We start from the raw sequence: 21,260 nt of genomic DNA, 5'->3' as shown, positions 1-21,260 counted from the left end.
CAGCATCCATTAGGTTCCCTGCCGCGAACCTTTATCGGGGCCTTCCGCCGGTTCTGCCGGCCGGAACGTTAGAAGTTGTAGCCTTCGGAAATATCGCGCTGCAGGGCTTCGCTCGCCGCCCTGGCGTTGCGGGCGACGATGGCGTCGTAGACGTCCTTGTGGTTCTGGGCGGAGCTCTGGAACATCGCCTCGTTCGGTACGGAATGACGCACGGACGGACCGATATGCATCCACAACGGTTCCAGAAGCTGGGCGATGAAGGAGAGGCGGCTCATTTCCGCGATCAGCATATGGAAATGGTAATTGGCTTCCAGGAAGAGGTCGAGGTCGTTGATCTCGGCCGAGCGGAAGATGTCGGCGACATGGGCCTTGAGCTTTTCCAGTTCCTCGTCCGTGCGGTTCTCCACCGCGCGCTCGAGGGCCGCGCTTTCGAGGATGGAGCGCAGGGTGCGGATATCCTGCAATTCCTTGGTGCTGAAGATCGGCACCATCATGGTCCGGTTGGGCGTGGAGACCACGCTGCCGACGCTTTCGAGCCGTTGCAGCGCGTCGCGAACCGGCATCAGGCTGGTGCCGAGGCTCTTGGCGAGGCCGCGTAGCGGGAGCTTCTGCCCGGGAGTGAAGCGGCCCATCATCAGGTTGCGCTTCAGCATGTCGTAGATCTGCTCGTGAAGCATGTCCCGGGATACCGGCGACAGTTCCGGCGCGTTCGCCCCAGCATCTGGGATGTCACGGATCGTCAAATAGGCTCTCCCCTTGTGCGCAACTCGTCATAACACCCAACAGATGGCTTGACACCAAAAACATCGGACGGCATGTTGAATGTGTTATAACACTAGACAGAAGAAAGGACAGTGCCTTCTTTCGCCGGAAGCGATCCATTCTAGGGCGGGACAAAACCACAATCCAGACGCGTGTTGTCGAAATCGTGGTCGCGTTCAGGCTCCATCTGTCGCAAACGCCCTCTGTCAGGCTCGATGACGCTCCCGCACCGGATTCGCGGGCGTTGACGGGTGAGCGCGCGGCGTGTCACTGCCACCGCCGGAGGCGGGCGCCCGGCGCGCCGCCTCCGGTTTTCGAACGGCCATCCCGAGGATGCCGAGACATATGCATGCGGCGGGCGCCTTGCATCCGCCGCCGGGGTTCCGCGCTGGCGGAAAAGCCCGAAGGAGGAATAGAAATGAGCGGCACGCTCTCCAATTCGCTGGCCCATGCGGATATCACGACCACCCTGCATCCCTATACGGATGCCCGCGCCCATGAGCGCCAGGGCCCGATGATCATCGACCACGGCAAGGGCATCTATATCTACGACGACGCCGGCAAGGAATATATCGAGGGTCTTGCGGGCCTCTGGTCGGTCGCCATCGGCTTCGACGAACCGCGCCTCGTGAAGGCCGCGGCCGATCAGATGGCCAAGCTGCCCTACTACCACACCTTCAGCCACAAGGCGCACGAGCCTTCCATCCGCCTGTCGGAGAAGATCGTCGAGATGACGCCGGAGCCGCTGACCCGCGTCTTCTTCACCAGCTCCGGCTCGGAAGCCAACGACACCATGATCAAGATGGTGTGGTACATGAACAATGCGCTGGGTCGCCCGCAGAAGAAGAAGTTCCTCGCCCGCACCCGCGCCTATCACGGCATCACGATCGCTTCGGGCAGCCTGACGGGCCTGCCGAACAACCACCGCGACTTCGACCTGCCGGCGATCCCGGTCCGTCACCTGACCTGCCCGCACTTCTACCGCTTCGGCCAGCCCGGCGAGAGCGAGGCGCAGTTCACCGCGCGCCTGATCGCCGAAGCCGAGGCCGTGATCCTCGAGGAAGGCCCCGAAACCATTGCCGGCTTCATCGGCGAGCCGCTGATGGCTGCAGGTGGCGTCATGCCGCCGCCGGCCGGCTACTGGAAGGGCATCGAGGCGCTCTGCCGCAAGTACGATATCCTGCTCATCGCCGACGAAGTGATCTGCGGCTTCGGCCGCCTCGGCACGAGCTTCGGCTGCGAGCACTATGGCTTCACGCCCGATATCATGGTCATTTCCAAGCAGCTGACCTCGTCCTACATGCCGCTTGCGGCCGTCGTCTTCACCGAAGCGGTCTATAACGCGATTGCCGACAACACTGCGAAGATCGGTACCTTCGGCCATGGTTTCACCGCCTCCGGCCACCCGGTCGCGACCGCCGTCGGCCTCGAGAACCTCAAGATCATCGAGGAGCGCGACCTCATCGGCAATGCCGCCCGCATGGGCGCAATCTTCCAGGCGCGCCTGGCGGAACTGGCCGATCACCCGCTGGTCGGGGAAGTACGCGGCGCCGGCCTCATCGCCGGCATCGAGATGGTGGCCGACAAGGAGACCCGCCGTCCCTTCGCCGCTGCCGGCAAGGCGGGCGCCCGCGCCTTCGCCGCCGGCCATGAACATGGCCTCATCGTCCGCGCCATCGGCGACGTCGTTGCCCTCTGCCCGCCGCTCATCATCACCGAGGAGCAGGTGCACGAGACGGTGAACCGCCTGCGCAAGGCGCTCGACGACACCGCCAAGTGGCGCGCCGAAGAAAACCTGAACTGAGACGGCAAGGGGCGCTGCGTCGACCGCGGCGCCCTTTTTCCGCCTTCCGGCTGATCTGGAGACCCATCCCATGAAGACCTATTCGATCGCGCTCATCCCGGGCGATGGCATCGGCACGGCCGTCACCGAAGCCGCATGGGCGGTTCTCGAAAAGGCGGCGTCCGGCACTTTCAAGCTCACGGGCACGACCTTCCCGTGGTCCTGCGCCTTCTACAAGGAAACCGGCGCGATGATGCCGCAGGACGGTATCGCGACGCTGCGTGGCTTCGACGCCATCCTGCTCGGCGCGGTCGGCTGGCCGGCGGAGGTTCCCGATTCCGTTTCCCTGCACGGCCTGCTGCTGCCGATCCGCAAGGCCTTCGTGCAATATGCCAATATCCGCCCGCACCGCCTGCTGCCGGGCGTCGAAGGCCCGCTGCGCGCGGAAGGTTTCGATATTCTCTGCATCCGTGAGAACACGGAAGGCGAATATTCCGGCGCCGGCGGGCGCGTCCATCAGGGCACGGCGGACGAGGTGGCGGTGGAGACCTCCATCTTCACCCGAACGGGCGTCGAGCGCATCCTGCGCTTCGGCTTCGAGCAGGCGCGCGCCCGCAGCGGCAGGCTCGCCTCCGTCACCAAGTCCAATGCGCAGAAATATTCGATGGTGTTCTGGGACGAAATCACCCGGCAGCTTTCGGCCGAGTATCCCGACGTCGAGGTCACCAGCTATCACATCGACGCCATGGCCGCCCGCATGGTGATGGCGCCGGAAAGCCTCGACGTGGTCGTCGCCTCCAACCTCTTCGGCGATATCCTGACGGACCTCGGCGCGGCGATCCAGGGTGGCCTCGGCTTTGCCGCCTCCGCCAATATCAATCCCGACCGCAGCGCGCCCTCGATGTTCGAGCCGGTGCATGGCTCGGCGCCCGACATCGCCCATCTCGGCATCGCCAATCCCATCGCCGCCATCTGGTCCGGCGCGATGATGCTCGATCATCTCGGCGAGCGCGAGGCCGCCGCCCGCGTCATGGCCGCCATCGAGCGCACCACCGCGCGCGGTATCGGCGTCAAGCCGGGCAAGGACAGGACGGATGCGATTGCCGCCGCCGTGCTTGCGGCGCTCGACTGAAATGGAATGCCGCCTCCGCCTGGAAGGGCGGAGGCGATTCAGATCGGGTCGGGCAAGGGGCAGTCCAGCTTGACCGTCCACGGGCGGATGTCGCCGATGATGGTATCGATCAGTCCCACGCCGTTTTCGAGCTGGTCGCGCTTGCGGGCGAGCGAGCGGTCTCCGGGAATGCGCACCGGATCATGCCCCGGCGCGACCGCGCTCGCCCTGCATCGTTCGGCAAGCCGTCCCATCTCCTGCTCGAAGGTCGCGCGGCCGGCGAAATGTTCGGGGTCGATGGCCTGCACGAAGACGCCGTTCGCCTCGCTGTCGCCGGTCTGCGAACCGCGGCCGAAACCGCCCAATGCGCCGGAGAGCGCTTCGGTGAGGAGGGCGAGGCTGAAGCCCTTGTAGCCCTGTTCGGTGCCGCCGATAGGCAGGATGCCGCCGCCCCGTTCGACGAATTCGGCGGGATCGTCCGTGACTGTGCCATCCTGCGCGACAATCAGGGGCGTTGGCAGTGTCTGCCCGAGCCGATAGCTGCGGTTGAGCGGGCCTAGCGCGGACATCGCGGCCGTCGTGTCGATGAGGATGGGGTCCCGGTCCGTCGGGATGCCGGCGGCGATCGGATTGCAGGAGAAGACGCGGCTCAATCCGCCATGCGGCACCACGACGGCCTCGGTCGGTGTGCTGGCGGTGATCATCACCATGATGCCGCGCCGGGTCGCGCGCTCCAGGTAGCTCGCAAGGCAGGCGATGTGCTGCGCCCGGCGCACGACGACGGTGCCGGTTCCCTCGGTCTTCGCGATATCGCAGGCGCGGTCCACCGCCTTGGCGGTGATCCACGGGCCGGGCAGGAATTCGGCGTCCCAGACCTCGTTGCTGCGGGATGCGCTAAGGACCGTGTGGTCGCCCTCCCGGCGCGTTTCGCCACTGAGCAGCCATTCGACATTCGTCGGCAGGCGCTGCATGCCGTGGGTCGAATAACCGAGAAGGTCGGCTTCGAGGAAGAGCGAGCCGACGGTTTCCGCCCGATCGCGCGCAAGGCCGGCGCGTTCGAGCAGCCGCGTGGAGAAGTGCATGAGGTCCGTGTAGCGGTAGCGTTGCATGGTTTCTCCTTCGCGGCTGTCTCGCGACCTGTTCAGTGCAGGATCTGGCTGAGGAAGAGCCGCGTGCGCTCGTGCTGGGGATTGTCGAAGAACTCGGCCGGCGAGTTCTGCTCGACGATCTGGCCCTGGTCCATGAAGATGACGCGGTTGGCGACCTGACGGGCAAAGCCCATTTCATGCGTCACGCACAGCATGGTCATGCCCTCTTCGGCCAGCGACACCATCGTGTCGAGCACTTCCTTGACCATTTCCGGATCGAGCGCCGAGGTCGGCTCGTCGAACAGCATGATCTTCGGCTTCATGCACAGCGAGCGGGCGATCGCCACGCGCTGCTGCTGGCCGCCGGAGAGCTGGCCGGGATATTTGTGGGCCTGTTCCGGGATCTTGACGCGCTTGAGGTAGTGCATCGCCACTTCCTCGGCGTCCTTCTTCGGCATCTTGCGCACCCAGATCGGCGCGAGCGTGCAGTTTTCCAGGATCGTCAGGTGCGGGAAGAGGTTGAAGTGCTGGAACACCATGCCGACCTCGCGGCGCACCTCGTCGATCTTCTTCAGGTCGTTGGTCAGCTCGATGCCGTCGACGACGATCTGGCCCTTCTGGTGCTCTTCGAGACGGTTGATGCAGCGGATCATGGTGGACTTGCCGGAGCCCGAGGGACCGGCGATGACGATGCGCTCGCCCTTCATCACCTTGAGATTGATGTCGCGCAGAACGTGGAACTCGCCGTACCACTTGTTCATGTTGGTGATCTCGACGGCGACGTCAGTCGCGGAGACCTGCATTTTTGTCGTGTCGGCATCGAGATCGTCGGCACGTACTACGTTTTCGCCCGCCATCGAGCATCCTCCTGCATTGCTGCGCCTTGCCTCCTCGGCGGCGCGGTTGATCGTTAGAGAGTGGCCAGCACCTCGTCGCAGACCTGCAAAAGCTCGTCCGCGTCGGCGATGGAGAAGGGCAGCGGCGGCCGGATCTTCAGCACATGGCCGAGCGGCCCCGATGCGCTGATGAGCACGCGGCGGCGGCGGAGCGCGTTGACGAGGTCGCCCGCGACGCCAGGAGAGGGCGTGCCGTCGGCACCGAGAATGTCGACGCCGAGGAAGAGGCCCTGGCCGCGGACATTGTCGATGGCGTCATGGCGCTTTGAAAGCGCTTCGAAGCCGGCCTTCATATGCGCGCCGACCTTCGATGCATTTGCCATCAGGTCCTCGTCCCGGAGGATATCGAGAACCGCTGTGGCGGCGGCGCAGGCGACCGGGTTGCCGCCGAAGGTGTTGAAGTAGCGCGCCTCGCGGGCGAAGCGTTCCAGCACCTCCTCGCGCGCAACGACGCCGGCAATAGGATAGCCGTTACCCATGGGCTTGCCCATGGTGACGAGGTCCGGCACCAGCCCGTGGCGCTGGAAGCCCCACATATGCGAACCCATGCGGCCGAAGCCGGCCTGCACCTCGTCTGCGATGAAGAGGCCGCCCGCCTCGCGGATTGCGGCGACCGCGCCGGCAAGGAAGCCGGCCGGCTCGGAAAAGACGCCGTCGCTGGAGAAGATCGTGTCGACCAGCAGCGCGGCGGGGCGGATGCCGTGGCGCTGCATGTCGGCGATGGCGGCCCGCACCTCGCGTTCGAAGAAGGCGCCGACCGCTTCCGGTGAACCGGCAAGGCGCGGGTCGGGCGCCGCGACGGTGCGCACGTCAACGGCCAGCGGCACGTTTGGGCCGAGGGACGGGGACATGGCGGCAATCGCGTGGCTGATGCCGTGATAGGCGTTGGCGGTGACGATGAAGCCGGTGCCGCCGGTGTGGTTGCGGGCGATGCGCAGGGCAAGGTCGTTGGCCTCGCTGCCGGTGCAGGTCAGCATCAGGCGGTTGGTCTCGGCCGGGAAATGGGCAAGCAGCCGCTCGGCATAGCCGACGATGCTCTCGTCGAGATAGCGCGTGTGCACGTTGAGCCGCGCGGCCTGCTCGGCGATGGCTGCGACGACGCGCGGATGGCAATGGCCGACGCAGGGCACGTTGTTATAGGCGTCGAGATAGGCATTGCCCGCCGCATCGTAGAGGCGCACGCCGCTCGCCCAGTCGAAATGCACCGGCTCCTCGTAGAACATGCGATAGGGCTGGCCGAGGACGCGCTGGCGGCGCTCCACGAGGTCGCGCGTGCGCTCGTCGAGGTTTGCGGCGTTCCTGCTGTCGAACGCGTTGATCATCACGGGTACGCTCATGGCATGCACCTTCGTTCTCTAGAGGGCGGTCCTGAATGGATTTTGCGGAAACGACGACAGCCGCTCCAGCCGCATCCAGGAGGCGGGATTGTTCTTCATGATATAGGGGCGGTTGACCGGGTCGCGGTCCGCGAGGATTTCCGTGGCCACGACATTGATCACGCAGCGCGCGATCATGAATTCCGGCAGAAGCTCGATCTCCAGCGCACCCAGCGGCGAGGCCCGGTGATAGGCGCTGATGACATCGGCCGCATCTCGCAGGTCATCCTCGTTGCCGCGAACCTGCAGCAGCGCCGCGCCGGCGAGATCGACGAGACGAGGCGCGTGGACGAGATCGCCGAAGTCGAGGAAGCCGGAAAGACGGTCCGTCGCATCGCTATCGACGAGGATGTTCTGGCCGTTCATATCGCTATGGACGGCTTGCGTGGGCAGCGCGGCCATGTGCGGCCCCGCCACCGCCTCGAAGCGGTCGAGCATGGCTTCGGCGAGCGGCCGGCGCGCCTCGTCGATCAGCGTCAGGGAAGGACGCAGGCGGGCGATCTGTTTGACGTCCCAGATGAGATCGCGCTCGCGCGAAAAGGGACGGTCGAAGCTCGCCAGCGCCATGTCGAGGCGGGCGACGGCGTCTCCGATGGCGTGGCGCAGCGTCGGTGTCGGCGCCTCGATGAAGGAAAACGGCGTGCCTTCGAGATAGGTCAGCAGGCGCAGGTAGCGGCCATCTGCAGTGCCCAAGAAGACGGCCTCTTCGCCGGTAAGGGCGGGCACGACACGCGGGGCTGCGATATCAGGGGCGGTGCGCGCGATGTGGAGAAGCGCGGCGCTTTCGAGCATGGTGCCCTCGGCGCTTTCCGCGGGGTCGGAGACCTTCAGCGTGAAGGTAGCGCCCTCGGCCGCGCGGATGCGAAAATTCTGGGTGCGCTCGCCGCCGAGCTCCGTCGCGCGGCCATCCACGCCGAAATGGCGAAGGGCGAGGGCCTCGGCTTTCGAAGTGTCGAGCCGCGCCCTCATTCGTCCGCCCCCTGGAAGGAATCCGCGAGGATGCCGAAGCAGTTGACGACGTCCGATACGACGGCCTTGCGCGCCGCTGCCGCGTCATTCGCGGCGATGGCCGCGAAGGCCGTCTCGTGGTCGGGAATGGCGTCGGTCAGCTTGCCGGGCTCGGCCTTGGCGAGGCGCACCGATGGGCCCATGCGCAGCCAGAGCGGTTCGATCATGTCGCGCAGGATCGGCGAATTGCTCATGTCGGCGATATGCAGGTGGAAGCGGGCATTGGCACGCAGGAACCGGCTGGTGTCGTTGGCATGGGCGGCCTCGGCCATGGCGTCGAAATGGACGCGCAGGCCCGCGAGGCTCTCCGGCGTTGCCGCCCGGGCCGCGCGCGCAGCGGAAAGGCCTTCCAGCGCTACGCGGATATCGCGGATTTCCGTGAGTTCCGCGATGGTCAGCAGCGGCACGATGAAGGTGCGTTCGAGCCGCAGGGCCCCGAGGCTTTCGAGCTTCTGCAGGGCGTCGCGCACCGGCACCACGCTCGTTCCGAGGGCGGCCGCGAGGTTTCGGAGGACCAGCCGGTCGCCGGGGCGGAATTCCCCGATGATCAGCTTCTCCTTGATCTGCTGGTAGATCTGCTCGTTGAGCGTATCCTGGACGAGCGTCCGGTAGGTGGGCATGGAACTGCCGTCCGCCAGTGCGATTTCCTTACTGTCCATGCCTAGTGCTTCTCGCTGGAGAACTCCCGCTCGAGGCGGCGGGAATGGAGGGAAAGGATGAAGCAGAAGACGAAGAAGGCGCCGCCGACGACAAGGTAGGCCTCGCGGTAGAAGCCCAGCCATGCGCCGTCGGCGATCGCCCCGCGTGCTCCGCCAAGCACGTCGATGAGGCCGATGATGCTGATCAGCGTCGTGTCCTTGATGGACTCGATGAAGGTGTTGATGATCGCCGGCAGCGCGATGCGGAAGGCCTGCGGCAGCACGATGAGGCGGGAGATCAGGCCGCTGGAAAGCCCGAGGCTGTGGCCGGCCTCCGACTGGCCGCGCGGCACGGCTTCGAGACCGCCGCGGATCGCTTCTGCCAGATAGGCCGCCTGGAAGAGGATCAGCGCCACCTGCGCGCGCAGGATATTGTCGATCAGGTTGCCGCCGGGCAGCAGGAAGGGCAGCATGGTTGAGGCGATGAACAGCACCGCGATCAGCGGCAGGCCGCGCACGATCTCCACATAGAGCGAGCAGAATCGGCGGATGACGGCGGCCTTGGAGCGGCGGCCGAGCACAATGAAGACCGACAGCGGCAGGGCGAGCACGATGCCGAAGGCGGAAAGGCCGACGGTGAGCGGCAGGCCGCCCCAGCGGCTGGTGGAAACCGAGGGCAGGCCGAGGATGCCGCCACCCATCAGGACGAGGCTGATCACCATGACGGCGATCCAGGCAAGCGCCAGCGCCGGCTTCCAGAAGCGGCGGAAGCCGCTGAGGATGAGGATCGCCAGCACCAGCACCACGGCGAGCGTCGGGCGCCAGTACTGGTCGGCCGGATAGCTGCCGAAGAGGATGATGTGGTAGCGCTCGTGCAGGAAGGCCCAGCAGGCGCCCGCCGCCGCGCGGCAGGTATCGGGCGAGGCCTGTCCGAACACCGCGTCGGTGACGGCCCAGCGGTAGAAGCGCGCGAGGACGTAGAGGAGGCCGCCGGTGATCGCCACCGTCAGCAGGGCATGCGGCCACGGATTAAAATAGGGGCGCAGCCAGCCGGCGAGGCCGCCATTGGAGGGGCGGGGGAGTGCGGCGGTAATTTCGCTCATGACTTCACCAGTTGCGCGCGCTTTTCCAGCCAGCGGATGACCGCGGAGGTCACGAGGCTGAGCGACAGGTAGATCAGAAGGTAGATGGACACGGTCTCGATGGCGCGACCGGTCTGGTTGAGCGCGGTGTTGCCGACGGAAACCAGATCCGGATAGCCGATGAGAACGGCGAGCGTCGTGTTCTTGATGGCGTTGAGATACTGGTTGGCGAGCGGCGGCAGCATGAGCCGCAGCGCCTGCGGGGCCAGCACCAGATAGAGCGTCAGGATGGGGCTGAGACCCAGCGAGTGGGCGGCTTCAGACTGGCCCTTCGGAAGGGCGGCGAGGCTGCCGCGCACGATCTCGGCGATGAAGCCGGACGTATAGAAGGAAAGCCCCACCAGCATTGCCAGATATTCCGGCGTCATGCCCATGCCGCCGCGGAAGTTGAAGCCCGTCAGCGTCGGCTTCTGGATCTCGCCCCAGCCGAGCGCATAGACGATGACGCCGATGAGCGCGGCAGCCGAGAGAAAGAGGCCACCGGTCGCGGGCCGCGGGAAGTGACCCGTCTCGTTGCGGCCGCGCACCATGGCGCGCCAGAAAAGGAAGCCGCAGGCAAGGGCCAGCACGGCGACGGCCGCAAGGACCGGGCCTGCATCGCCGACGAGCACCGTCGGGATATAGAGGCCGCGACTGGAAATGAAGATGGATTCCCCGAAGGTCCAGGCCTGACGCGGCGGCGGCAGAACGCGGACGGCGGTGGCGCAGACGACGAGGATGAGCAGCAGCGGCGTGTTGCGCGTCACCTCGATATAGGCTTTTGCGAGGGCACGGAGCTGCGGATGGGCGGTGCGGCCCGCAAGGCCGATCAGGATGCCGAGCAGGGTGGAGAGCACGATGGCGGCAAGCGCCAGCTTGACCGTGTTGAGCAATCCGACCAGCAGCGCCCGGAAATAGGTGTCGCCCGAACCGAAGGAGATCAGCGACTCGCCGATCGGGAACGACGTGGCGCTCCACAGGAAGCCGTAGTCGATGCTGATGCCGCGGGCGGCGAGGTTGGACGCAAGATTGTGCGACAGCCACGCAAGAACTGCGATGGCTGCCGCGACAAACAGCGCGTTTTGAAGGCGCTCGCTACGCATCAACGCAACGGGGCCGCATACATGAGACCGCCCTTCGTCCACAGGTCGTTGAGACCGCGGTCGAGCTTGAGGGGCGAGGCCTTGCCGAGATTGCGTTCGAAGCTCTCGCCGTAGTTGCCGACGGACGAGACGATCTTGACGACCCAGTCTTCCGAGAGGCCGAGGTCCTTGCCGTTGCCCGGGGTCGTGCCGAGCAGCTGCTTGACTTCCGGATCCGGGGAGTTCTTGGCGAGGTCCGCGACATTGGCCTGCGTGATGCCGAGACGTTCGGTTTCGACGAGGGCGAACATGACCCAGCGTGCGACGAGGAAGAGTTCTTCGTCACCGCTCTTCACGGCCGGTGCATAGGGTTCCAGCGTGATGAAGTTCGGGAAGATGATGTAGTCGTCGACATTGCCGTTGCCGGCGCGCGAGCCGGCGAGGTTGCCGTAGTTGCCGCCGAAGGCGTCGCAACGGCCGCCGAAGAAGGCCGCGTCGAGCTGCTCCCAGGCGCTGAGGACGAGCGGCGTGTAGTTGAGGCCGCGCGACTTGAAGAAGTTCTCGGTGTTCACCTCGAAGGTCGAGCCCTGCAGGATGCAGACGGTGGCGTCAGCAAGCTGGTCGGGGCTATCGACGCCGAGCGACTTCGGCACCATGAAGGTGTAGCCGTCGAAATAGTTCGGCGAGGCGAAGCGCGCGCTCTGGGCGCCTTCGCGGTTGAGCGTGGTCGTCGTGTCGTGCGCCAGCACGTCGATCTCGCCCGACGAAAGCAGGACGAAACGCTCGGAATAGGAGGTCTGGCGGTAGGTCACCTTGGAGGCGTCGCCGAGAATGGCGGCAGCCATGGACTTGCAATAGTCGACGTCGATGCCGGCGAGTTCGCCATTGGCAGCCGGTGCGGAAAAGCCCGGAACGGCCTGGCCGACGCCGCAGACGAGATTGCCGCGGGCCTTGATGGCGTCGAGCGCAGCACCGGCCTCGGCGGTGCCGGCGAAGGACATGGCGCCCATCAGCGCGGTCGCGCAGGCGAGAACTCCCAGTTTCAGTGAAGTCGCAAGTTTCATGTATTTCCCCTTTTCATGCGCATTCAGGTGAGGCCCGCAGGCACCATTGCCGGCGGGCTGCATTTCCGGCCGGCCGTCAGGCTGCCGATTGGGTGATGCAGACGTATTTGAGCTCGAGGAATTCCTCGATCCCGTATTTGGAGCCCTCGCGGCCGATGCCGGATTCCTTCACGCCACCGAAGGGCGCGACCTCGTTCGACACCAGGCCCTCGTTGACGCCGACAATGCCGGACTCGATCTGCTCGGCGACCCGCCACATGCGGTCGAGGTCACGGGTGAAGATGTAGGCGGCAAGGCCGGAGGAGGTGGCGTTCGCGGCCTTGATGACGCTCTTCTCGTCCGAGAAGCGCTGGATCGGGGCGACGGGGCCGAAGGTCTCCTCGCTCTCGAAGAGCATGGTGGCATCGACATCCGTCAGCACGGTCGGCTCGAAGAAGGTCTGGCCGAGGCCGTGGCGCTTGCCGCCGGTGGCGACCTTGGCGCCCTTGCCGAGTGCGTCCGCCACATGGCGCTCCACTTTCGTCAGAGCTGCTTCGTTGATCAGCGGGCCCTGCTGCACGCCGTCGACGAAACCGTCGCCGACCTTCAACGCACCGACGGCCGCCGAAAGGCGCGTAACGAAGGCGTCGTGGACGTTTTCATGCACATAGATGCGGTTCGGGCAGATGCAGGTCTGTCCGGTATTGCGGAACTTCGCGTTGATGACACCCTGCACGGCGACGTCGAGATCGGCGTCCTCGAAGACGATGAGCGGGGCATTGCCGCCGAGCTCCATCGCCACCTTCTTCACGGTGCTGGCCGACTGTTCCATCAGCAGCTTGCCGACGCGGGTGGAGCCGGTGAAGCTGATCTTGCGCACGATCGGGCTGGAGGTCATCTCGCCGCCGATCGCTGTCGCGTCACCCGTGACGATGTTGAAGACGCCCTTGGGGATGCCGGCGCGTTCGGCAAGCTCGGCCAGCGCCAGCGCAGAGTAGGGCGTGAATTCGGAGGGCTTGACCACGACAGAGCAGCCGGCGGCGAAGGCCGGGGCGCATTTGCGGGTGATCATGGCCGAGGGGAAATTCCACGGCGTGATGGCGGCGACGACGCCGATGGGCTGCTTCAGCACCATGATGCGGGACTGGGCGCGCGGGGCGGGGATCAGGTCGCCATAGGCACGCTTGGCCTCTTCCGAGAACCATTCGGCGAAGGAAGCGGCATAGCGGATTTCGCCCTGGCTCTCGGCCAGCGGCTTGCCCTGCTCGGCGGTCATGATGGCCGCGAGATCGGGAAGGTTTGCGACGATCAGGTCGAACCAGCGGCGCAGCACGACGGCGCGGTCCTTGGCGGCCAGCGCCGCCCAGCCATGACGGGCTTCCTCTGCCGCCTCGATGGCGCGGCGGGTCTCGGCGGCGCCCATGTTCGGCACCGTGCCGATCTCGATGCCCGTTGCCGGGTCGGTCACGGTGACCGTATCGCCGCCATCGGCATTCACCCACTGGCCGTCGATATAGGCCTGATGACGCAACAGGGAAGGGTCCGCCAGACGCCCGATAAGGGCGTGACGCGTAATTTGGTGCACGGTCATGGATGAAAGTTCCTAGTTCACTCCAACAATCTGTCGAGTGTTATAACAAGCATCAAATTACAAAGAGTCAAGCCCCGTGCGTCGTCACGACGAGCGAAATGCCGGTCTTTTTTGAAGTGAGGGAAAGGGGGAGGTGCAGCGGCCGAATCGTTCGGCGGCTCTGGCTCGTACCGCCAGCTTTAAATTCAAAAGCGTGTTTGGGGGAGCTTCGGGCATTCGCCCAGGGGCATCGGCTGTTTGGGCCGGAAGCGGGACCGGAGGCCGAAGCCTCCGGTCCGCGGATATCAGAGGAGGCCTTCTTCCTTCAGGGCGGCCTGTGCCTTCGGGCGCGCCATGACGCGTTCGCGCAGCTTCAGGGCCTTCGGATAGGCGCCGAGGTCGAGCTTGAGGCCGACGCCCCAGCCGATGATGACGGAGGCATAGGCATCGGCCTGGGTGAAATCGCCGAGCCAGTAGGGCTTGTCGTCCGACAGCATCGCCTCGAACTGGCCCATGCGACGGTTGATGTTGGCGATCACGCCGGCCTTTGCCTCGTCCGAAAGGTTGGGCGCGAAGAGACCGCCATAGGCGCCGTGCAGGTCGGAGCAGAAGCCGAGGGCTTCCTGCAGCCGGGCGCGCTCCAGCGTGCCGTAGGCGGGCTTGAAGGCGGGGACGTCGGAACGATCGCCGATATACTGGAGGATCGCGGCGTTCTGCGTGATGACGACGCCGGGCTCCACTTCCAGCGCCGGGACGGCGCCGCGCGGATTGATCCCGAAATAGTCGGCATCGTGCTCGGTCTTCTTGGCCTTCAGGTCGACGGCTTCGAGCGTATAGGAAGAGCCGGATTCGCTGAGGACGATATGCGGCGCGAGGGAGCAGGCGCCTGCCTTGTAGTAGAGCTTCACTGAAATCTCCTGTCAGATTGCAGCCGGCTTCTATCAAGTCTGGCGCGCGCGGCAACAAAGCGGATGACAATTTTTCGTGTATGGCGGCCGCATCCCGGCCGGTCGCCGATCGGTAACCATATCTTCAAGAGATCGTCGCAATGTCCCGTGCAGGAGACAGACGATGGCGAAGAAGACGACCCGGCGAAAGAAGGCCTCGGGAGCGAAGCGCTCCGGCGCGCGGCGCGGCGGCGGCATGGCGCACTGGTATGTGCTCGGCGCAGCGCTTGTCGGCGGCATTCTCTACATGGACAACTGGACGCCCGGCCCGGAAAAGGGCGCGGCAGCGATCCGCACCGCCTCCATCGAGCGCAGGGAGAAGAAGCCCGCGCGCGAGACGGCGCTGGTGCGCGCCATGCCGACGCCCGCCGAACGGGTGGAGCAGAAGCTGCCGGCGGCCGAAAAGTTGCCGCCCTTTGCCGGGAAATGGTTCATCTGCACGACGCAGACCGATTATTGCGTGCTGGACGGCAGCACGATTCTCTATGCCGGGCGCAAGGTGCGGCTGGCCGATATCGATGCGCCGTCGATTTCCGATGCGCGCTGCGACGCCGAGCGCTCGCGGGGCGGGGACGCCAAGCTGCGGCTGCGCGAGATCCTCAACGAGGGCGACATTTCGCTGGTGGCGGCAAGGAGCCGTGCCGCCGGCAAGGCGGGAGCGGCGCCGCATATCGTGATGCGCGGTGGCCAGTCCATCGGCCAGAGGCTGGTGCGCGAAGGCTTTGCCCGGCCCTGGGCGGGGCGGCACCAATCCTGGTGCGGCTGATGTTTTGACCTTGCAGACCTTGTGTCTTTCCGGCACAAGCCAGACGCAAGCCTGCGTCCCTAAGCTTTCCGTTAACCGGGATGGTGCCGGCTGGAAAGGGGACAATGACATGTCGAACGACCTCGAGCGCTACAGCGATCCGGACAATGCAACGGTTGCGCTCTTCCTTCTCGAAAACGATGCCGACGAACTGACGGACATTCTGGTGGCCGCGCTGGACGAGGCCTTCCGTATCCTCGACGAGGACATGTCGCCTGCCACGGTGCACTGATCGCTGAGACGAAAGAGGGGCCTTCAAGGCCCCTCTCGCTTTATCCGTCTGTTTCCACGCAATTCCCGGCCGGGTCAGCCGGCCGCCACGGCCTGGCGCTGGACGCCGAGGCCGGCAATGGAGACTTCCATGCGGTCGCCGGGCTTGAGGTAGCGCGGGGGCTTCATGCCCATGCCGACGCCGGGCGGCGTGCCGGTGGTGATGATGTCGCCGGGTTCCAGGATCATGAACTGCGAGATGTAGTGCACGAGGAAGGGCACCTTGAAGACCATGGTGCTCGAAGAACCGTTCTGCACCAGCTCGCCGTTGACGCTGAGCTTCATGGCGAGATCGCTCGTGTCCACCTCGTCCTTCGTGACCAGCCAGGGGCCGATCGGGCCGAAGGTCGGGCAGCCCTTGCCCTTGGTCCACTGGCCGCCGCGCTCGATCTGGTAGGCGCGCTCGGAAACGTCGTTGCAGACGCAGTAGCCGGCGACATAGTCCAGCGCCTCGGCTTCCGAGACATAGGAGGCGCGCTCGCCGATGACGACGGCAAGCTCGACTTCCCAGTCGGTCTTTTCCGAACCGCGGGGAATGAGGACCGTATCGTCCGGACCGACGATGCAGGACGGAGCCTTGTTGAAGAGCACCGGCTCGCTCGGAACGGCCATGCCGCTTTCGGCGGCGTGGTCGGCATAGTTGAGGCCGACGGCGATGAAATTGCCGACGCGACCGACGCAGGCGCCGTAGCGGCTGCCTTCCGGGGCGAGCGGCAGGCTGTTCGGGTCGATGGCGCGCAGGCGCTCCAACCCGGCGCGGCCGAGAACCTCGCCCGCAATGTCCGGCACGATGCCGGAAAGGTCGCGGATCTTGCCGTCCGCGTCGATCAGTCCGGGCTTTTCCGCGCCCGCCGCGCCAAAGCGCACCAGCTTCATAGTATCCTCCGTTGAGTGCCGGCCTTGCCGATTTCGGTTGCGCGTACCTTCCATCCGGTTTTACATGAAGTCAATGATTTTCGAAAATCCTTGCGAGTTTATAAGATGCGCAGTCAAACGGACCAGAAGCGGGCAGGCGGGCGGACGCTGGCGGGCGATGCCTACGAGGCGATCCGGCAGGCGATCCGCGCGGCGCGGTTCAAGCCCGGCGACCGGCTGCGCTTCGCCGATCTGCAGGCGCTCTGCGGCATGAGCGTGACGCCGGTGCGCGAGGCGCTGGCGCGGCTGACGGCGGAAGGGTTCACGGTCCTCGACGATCATCGCGGCTACAGCGTCGCGACGCTGTCGCTGGAAGAGCTGCGCGACATCACGGCCGCCCGGCAGCTTTGCGAGGGCGAGGCGCTGCGGCTGGCGGTGGAAAAGGGGGATGCGGACTGGGAGGCGCGGGTGATCGCCGCCCATCACCTTCTCGCGCGCATCCCGCAGGTGCGCGAGGACATTCCCTCGGCGATCCGGGAGGACTGGGAGGAGCGGCACGCCGCCTTCCATGCGGCGCTGATCTCGGCCTGCGGGTCGCCGATCCTTCTGGAAATCTGCGAGAAGCTGTTTTCGCGGGCCGACCGCTACCGGCGCATGTCGATCAGCCTCTCCGGCGGGGCGCGCGATGTCGAGGGCGAGCATCGCCGGCTGATGGAGCTGGCGCTCGCGCGCGACGGGGAGGGCGCGGCGGCGGCCCTGCGCGAGCATTACGGCCGCACGGCCGCCGCGCTCGACACGTTCTTCGAAACCGAAAGCGGCGGTCCCGCCTAGGCCGGACCGCCGCTTCGAATTCTCTCACTATATATATATGCCGCCGGATGAGGCGCCCGGCGACCGCCCGACTGTTTACCGGCTGGCGACGGTCGGCGAACCGATCTCCGCGCCACCGCCGATCGCGACGTTGAGCGAGACATAGTCGCGGGCCAGCTGGCGGATCGCTGAAGCGAGCGACAGGCGGGCCGAGGCGACGTTGCGTTCTGCATCGAGCACGTCGAGGATCGTGCTGGCGCCGCCGCGATAGCTTTCGCGGGCAAGGTTCAGCGTCTGCTCGTAGGATTGCACGACCTTGCGCAGGGCGGCGACCGTCTGGCCGTCGCGGATCAGCGCGCTCTGGGCGTTCTCGACTTCTTCCACCGCGTTCAACACCGTCGACTTCCAGGCCAGGTACTGCTGCTCGGCTTCCGAGCGGGCAACCTTCACCCGAGCCTTCAGTTCACCGCCGTTGAAGATCGGCAGCGAGAGGGACGGACCGAAGGACCAGAGCGTGCCGTTGGTCACGCCGGGATTGGTGAAGACGCGCGACGCGTTGATCGAGCCGCTGAGTTGGATGCTCGGATACAGGTTCGCCTCGTTGACACCGATCTCTGCCGTTGCGGCCTGCAGGCGACGCTCGGCCGCGCGGATGTCGGGGCGGTTGCGGATGAGGTCGGCCGGAACGCCGGTGCGCGTCTTGTAACGCGGCATGGGCTGGGCCGAACCCTTCGTGAGGCTTCCGGTGATCGTGCCGGCCGGCACGCCGAGCAGCGTGGCGATATGGTTGGCCGACTGCAGGAAGCCGGTTTCAAGCGCGGGCAGATCCGCTAGCGTCTGGTTGACGAGACCTTCGGCCTGCAGCACGTCGAGGCTCGAAGCCGCGCCGGCTTCCTTGATCTCGTTCGTCAGCTTCAGGGTCTCGCGGCGCGATTCCAGGTTCTTGCGGTTGAGGGCAAGCGCTTCCTGATAATAACGTGCGTTCACGTAGCTCGACGCAAGATCGGAAAGGTAGGCGAGGCGCGCCACGTTGACGTCGTCATAAGCGGCATCGAGCGAGGCATTCGCCGCTTCCTTGGCACGGCGATACTGGCCGAAGAAATCGAGCAGCCACGAGGCGTCCGCCCCGGTGCTCAGCGTCTTCTTGGAGACCGAGTTGTGACCGCCCTGTGCCGTCGCATTCGCTCCGACGCCAAGATCCGGCAGGCCGCCGGCGCCGGCGATGATGACGTTCGCCTGGGCAGCCTCGATGCGCTCGAGCGCGGTCATGACCGAAAGGTTTTCACCGAGGCCCTGATGCACGAGGTCGTTCAGCCGCTTGTCGCGGAAGGATTCCCACCACGGATTGAGCGTCACGTTCTCGGCGCTCGATGTCTTGCTCTCGGTGAATTTGGCCGGAAGCGCGGTGTCGGGCTTCTGGTAATCGGGGCCGACCACGCAGCCCGACAGGAGGAGCATGCTCAGAGGGAAAAGCGTCCGTGTGAAATTCATGTTCATACCCTGCCGGTCACTGCGGCTTAATTAACACAACAAAATCGCGATTCACTCTTTATTCATGTTTCACCGGAAGATCGAGCCTCCATCGCGAAAAAGAATGGTCCCACAGCGTTTTTTCCCCGCTTCGCTTCGGGTGTGTGTCCCATGGGCAACTGGAGCATTTGCCCAATGCAGCGATCTTCGCCCATAGGGTGAGGTGGCGGCCTTTCTGCGCCGCCGCAGGGTTGCGTCACGGCTTTTCCCCGGAATGTCCGTCTTGGCGACATATTTTCCTGGAATATGCTGCAAGCGCGAAAACTATTTTGCGATTCGAATTGTCACACAAATCCGGCAGTAATTTTTTCCAAAATTCTACGGATTTCCTTGACAAGGAAAGGAGAGCCGCTTATGTGTTGGAGCATCGCATGAGGACCGCATGCGTCTGTTTCGGTCCGTCTCTGACGCGTCCTTTTTTCAGCGTCAGCGCCAACCAGAGGGAGTGTGTCATGTACGATATCAACTGCATCGCCTCCGTGCGTGTGGCGTGCTCCTGTCGTGAAACGATCAAAGGGAAAGTGCATACGGCCCTCCGCCGAATGTGAACTGAAGTCCCCTCCGTCGAATAAGCGCAAATTGAATTGGCTGTGCCTTTAGGCGCGGCAGGAGTTGTTATGCAAAAGCAGGTTATCGAAATCGGTGGTGAGGCTGTCGGCGTCGTCGTTCCCGACGAGGATCGGCTGAAGTTCGTCGCCGTCAAATATTCCGTGTGGGACCTGGATTCCCAGCGTTTCTCCTCGGCAGACGAGGTGCGCGCCGCGATCCGCCGTCTCCTCAACGATCCGTCCGCCTCGACGCGGGCGATGTCGCCGGCCCATATCGCGGCCGCCTGAACCAAATTCCAGACGCTCCGGCGCAGTCGCGCCGGCATCGGCCGGCCTCGCCATCAGCGGGGCCGGTCTTGTTTATGGATGTCTCGTTTTGTGGACAGTGCATTCACCGGGCGCCGGCTGGCGCGGATGGCCAAATCCTGATTGGGTGCTCGCGAAAGGAGGTGCCCCATGACAAGCGGCATCCATCACATCACGGGCATTACCCGAAAGATCCAGGCGAACGTCGATTTCTATGCGGGCTTCCTCGGCCTCAGGCTCGTCAAGCGGACGGCCGGCTACGAGGATGCCGACCAGCTCCATCTCTTCTATGGCGACGCGGCGGCAAGCCCCGGCTCGCTGGTCACCTTCCTTGCCTGGGAAGACGGTTCCCCGGGGCGGGTCGGGCTCGGCCAGCCGTTGGAGATCGCCTTCGCCACCCGGCCGGAAGCCATCGGCTTCTGGCTGACGCGCGCCCTGACGCAGAATATCGCGATGACGGGACCGGCGCAGGAGTTCGGCGAGCCCGTGCTCCGGCTGAAGGACCCCGACGGCATCATCGTCAAGCTCGTCGGCGAGGCGGGCGTGGAAGGCCCGGCGCCGCATGTCACGAAGGACATCGCGGCGGGCGACGCCATCCAGCGCATCCGCGGCGCGACGATCCTGTCGGAAAGGCCGGCAGAGACCGCCGCCTTCATCGGCGGGCATTTCGGCTTCCGCAGGGCGGCCGAGGCGGACGGCATCGTGCGGCTCGCCGGCGATGCGGGCGACGTGCTCGACATCCGCGATGCGAGCGGCTTCTGGACCTCGGCGCCCGGCACGGGCACGATCGACCATGTCGCATTGCGGGCGCCGGACCGGGCGGCCGTGGAAGCGGCGGCAGGCCGGCTTGCCGCCGAGGATGCGGGCGATACCAACATGCACGACCGCACCTATTTCTACTCGCTCTATGTCCGCGAGCCGGGCGGCTCGCTCGTCGAATATGCGACGGACGCGCCCGGCATGACGGTCGACGAGCCGCTGGAAACGCTCGGCACCAGGCTGTTCGTTCCCCGGCATTTCCGCGCCGATCCGGACGATGTCCGTGCCCGGCTTCCGCAATTTTCCCTGCCCGGAGAAGAAAGAATGAGTGAACGGGACCTGCCCTTCATCCACCGGGTTCATCGCCCGGAAAATCCCGATGGCACCGCGGTCGTGCTGCTGCACGGCACCGGCGGCAACGAGACCAGCCTGTTGCCGTTCGGCGCGCGGCTTGCGCCTAATGCGGTGCTGCTCAGCCCGCGCGGCCGCAGCATGGACGAGGGCTATCCGCGCTTCTTCCGCCGCCTGACGGCCGTCACCTTCGACCAGAAGGAGCTCGCCAGCGAGGCGGACGCCTTCGCGGCCTTCATGGAAGGGGCGAACGCCGCCTATGGGCTCGATCCGGAGAAGACGCTGTTCGTCGGCTATTCCAACGGCGCGAACATGATCGGGGCGGTGATGTTGCTCCATCCGGGCGTCATCCGCAACGCCGTGCTGCTGCGCGGCATGAACGTTCTGGAGACGGTGCCCGCCGCCGATCTTTCCGGCGCGAACGTGCTGATGGTGAGCGGTGAGGCGGATCCCTACGGCCGCTATGCCGGCGACCTCGAGGTGCACCTTGCAGCAGCCGGCGCGACGGTGGAGCACAAGCTGCTCGCCGCCGGCCACGATATAGGCATCGCCGATCTCGACCTGGCGAAAGCCTACAAGGAACGCGTCGTCGGCTGAGATC

General features: G+C 65.4%; 20 protein-coding genes. 7 read left to right on the top strand and 13 right to left on the bottom strand.

Annotated elements, in window-relative coordinates; translation table 11 throughout:
• Nucleotides 1-68: 68 nt before the first annotated feature.
• The gene (locus ACZ48C_RS11730; RefSeq protein WP_162911374.1) at nt 69-743 is read right to left on the bottom strand and encodes a GntR family transcriptional regulator; all 675 of its coding nucleotides are present in this window, start codon (nt 741-743) and stop codon (nt 69-71) included.
• Between the two features lie 437 nt (nt 744-1,180).
• On the opposite strand from ACZ48C_RS11730, the gene ACZ48C_RS11725 reads away from it, so the two are divergent.
• Together ACZ48C_RS11725 and ACZ48C_RS11720 are read left to right on the top strand one after the other, a co-directional pair.
• Nucleotides 1,181-2,566, top strand: coding sequence for an aspartate aminotransferase family protein (locus ACZ48C_RS11725; RefSeq protein WP_464781213.1), 1,386 nt, complete (start codon nt 1,181-1,183; stop codon nt 2,564-2,566).
• A 70-nt stretch (nt 2,567-2,636) separates the two neighbouring features.
• Nucleotides 2,637-3,677 (top strand): tartrate dehydrogenase, encoded by a 1,041-nt coding sequence (locus ACZ48C_RS11720; protein WP_464781212.1) that lies wholly within the window; start codon nt 2,637-2,639, stop codon nt 3,675-3,677.
• A gap of 38 nt (nt 3,678-3,715) precedes the next feature.
• On the opposite strand, the gene ACZ48C_RS11715 is transcribed toward ACZ48C_RS11720, so the two are convergent.
• The 10 genes from ACZ48C_RS11715 to gst all read right to left on the bottom strand — a co-directional run bounded on the left by ACZ48C_RS11715 (nt 3,716) and on the right by gst (nt 14,386).
• A complete protein-coding gene (locus ACZ48C_RS11715) occupies nt 3,716-4,765 on the bottom strand; it encodes an Ldh family oxidoreductase (RefSeq protein WP_464781211.1) in 1,050 nt (349 codons plus the stop codon).
• Nucleotides 4,766-4,797: 32 nt separating this feature from the next.
• Complete coding sequence (locus ACZ48C_RS11710) at nt 4,798-5,601, bottom strand: amino acid ABC transporter ATP-binding protein (protein WP_424548546.1); 804 nt, start codon at nt 5,599-5,601, stop codon at nt 4,798-4,800.
• 53 nt (nt 5,602-5,654) lie between these two features.
• On the bottom strand, nt 5,655-6,977 hold the full coding sequence (locus ACZ48C_RS11705) for an aspartate aminotransferase family protein (RefSeq protein ID WP_464781210.1): 1,323 nt from the start codon (nt 6,975-6,977) through the stop codon (nt 5,655-5,657).
• Between the two features lie 18 nt (nt 6,978-6,995).
• Complete coding sequence (locus tag ACZ48C_RS11700) at nt 6,996-7,985, bottom strand: phosphotransferase (protein WP_464781209.1); 990 nt, start codon at nt 7,983-7,985, stop codon at nt 6,996-6,998.
• Nucleotides 7,982-8,683: a GntR family transcriptional regulator gene (locus ACZ48C_RS11695; protein ID WP_464781208.1), complete on the bottom strand. Its 702-nt coding sequence runs from the start codon at nt 8,681-8,683 to the stop codon at nt 7,982-7,984. Before ACZ48C_RS11695 ends, ACZ48C_RS11700 begins: the two co-directional genes overlap by 4 nt.
• A gap of 2 nt (nt 8,684-8,685) precedes the next feature.
• Complete coding sequence (locus tag ACZ48C_RS11690) at nt 8,686-9,765, bottom strand: amino acid ABC transporter permease (protein WP_464781207.1); 1,080 nt, start codon at nt 9,763-9,765, stop codon at nt 8,686-8,688.
• The gene (locus ACZ48C_RS11685) at nt 9,762-10,886 is read right to left on the bottom strand and encodes an amino acid ABC transporter permease (RefSeq protein WP_464781206.1); all 1,125 of its coding nucleotides are present in this window, start codon (nt 10,884-10,886) and stop codon (nt 9,762-9,764) included. The genes ACZ48C_RS11690 and ACZ48C_RS11685 overlap by 4 nt, the downstream gene beginning before the upstream one ends.
• Nucleotides 10,886-11,929, bottom strand: coding sequence for an amino acid ABC transporter substrate-binding protein (locus ACZ48C_RS11680; protein WP_464781205.1), 1,044 nt, complete (start codon nt 11,927-11,929; stop codon nt 10,886-10,888). The genes ACZ48C_RS11685 and ACZ48C_RS11680 overlap by 1 nt, the downstream gene beginning before the upstream one ends.
• Nucleotides 11,930-12,005: 76 nt before the next feature.
• Nucleotides 12,006-13,499 (bottom strand): NAD-dependent succinate-semialdehyde dehydrogenase, encoded by a 1,494-nt coding sequence (locus ACZ48C_RS11675; protein ID WP_464781204.1) that lies wholly within the window; start codon nt 13,497-13,499, stop codon nt 12,006-12,008.
• 284 nt (nt 13,500-13,783) lie between these two features.
• The gene (gene gst, locus ACZ48C_RS11670) at nt 13,784-14,386 is read right to left on the bottom strand and encodes a glutathione transferase (RefSeq protein WP_464781203.1); all 603 of its coding nucleotides are present in this window, start codon (nt 14,384-14,386) and stop codon (nt 13,784-13,786) included.
• Between the two features lie 163 nt (nt 14,387-14,549).
• Here gst and ACZ48C_RS11665 point away from each other — a divergent pair, with 163 nt between their 5' ends.
• Together ACZ48C_RS11665 and ACZ48C_RS11660 are read left to right on the top strand one after the other, a co-directional pair.
• Nucleotides 14,550-15,191 (top strand): thermonuclease family protein, encoded by a 642-nt coding sequence (locus tag ACZ48C_RS11665; protein WP_464781202.1) that lies wholly within the window; start codon nt 14,550-14,552, stop codon nt 15,189-15,191.
• A gap of 109 nt (nt 15,192-15,300) precedes the next feature.
• Nucleotides 15,301-15,462, top strand: coding sequence for a hypothetical protein (locus ACZ48C_RS11660; RefSeq protein WP_162911383.1), 162 nt, complete (start codon nt 15,301-15,303; stop codon nt 15,460-15,462).
• 74 nt (nt 15,463-15,536) lie between these two features.
• Here ACZ48C_RS11660 and ACZ48C_RS11655 read toward each other — a convergent pair whose 3' ends face one another.
• On the bottom strand, nt 15,537-16,376 hold the full coding sequence (locus ACZ48C_RS11655) for a fumarylacetoacetate hydrolase family protein (RefSeq protein WP_464781201.1): 840 nt from the start codon (nt 16,374-16,376) through the stop codon (nt 15,537-15,539).
• A 105-nt stretch (nt 16,377-16,481) separates the two neighbouring features.
• Between ACZ48C_RS11655 and ACZ48C_RS11650 the strand changes: the two genes are divergently transcribed.
• Nucleotides 16,482-17,186 (top strand): GntR family transcriptional regulator, encoded by a 705-nt coding sequence (locus ACZ48C_RS11650; RefSeq protein ID WP_464781200.1) that lies wholly within the window; start codon nt 16,482-16,484, stop codon nt 17,184-17,186.
• Nucleotides 17,187-17,261: 75 nt separating this feature from the next.
• Here ACZ48C_RS11650 and ACZ48C_RS11645 read toward each other — a convergent pair whose 3' ends face one another.
• Entirely contained in the window at nt 17,262-18,656 is a 1,395-nt protein-coding gene (locus tag ACZ48C_RS11645; RefSeq protein ID WP_464781199.1) for an efflux transporter outer membrane subunit, read from the bottom strand.
• A gap of 656 nt (nt 18,657-19,312) precedes the next feature.
• Between ACZ48C_RS11645 and ACZ48C_RS11640 the strand changes: the two genes are divergently transcribed.
• The gene (locus ACZ48C_RS11640) at nt 19,313-19,531 is read left to right on the top strand and encodes a hypothetical protein (protein ID WP_119256815.1); all 219 of its coding nucleotides are present in this window, start codon (nt 19,313-19,315) and stop codon (nt 19,529-19,531) included.
• 168 nt (nt 19,532-19,699) lie between these two features.
• Nucleotides 19,700-21,256 (top strand): VOC family protein, encoded by a 1,557-nt coding sequence (locus ACZ48C_RS11635; protein ID WP_464781198.1) that lies wholly within the window; start codon nt 19,700-19,702, stop codon nt 21,254-21,256.
• Nucleotides 21,257-21,260 lie beyond the last annotated feature (4 nt).

The sequence above is a fragment of the Shinella sp. 1A1 genome, assembly GCF_055379515.1.
The sequence above is the reverse complement of the archived record's forward strand: the minus strand, read 5'-3'. Positions and strand labels throughout refer to the sequence as shown.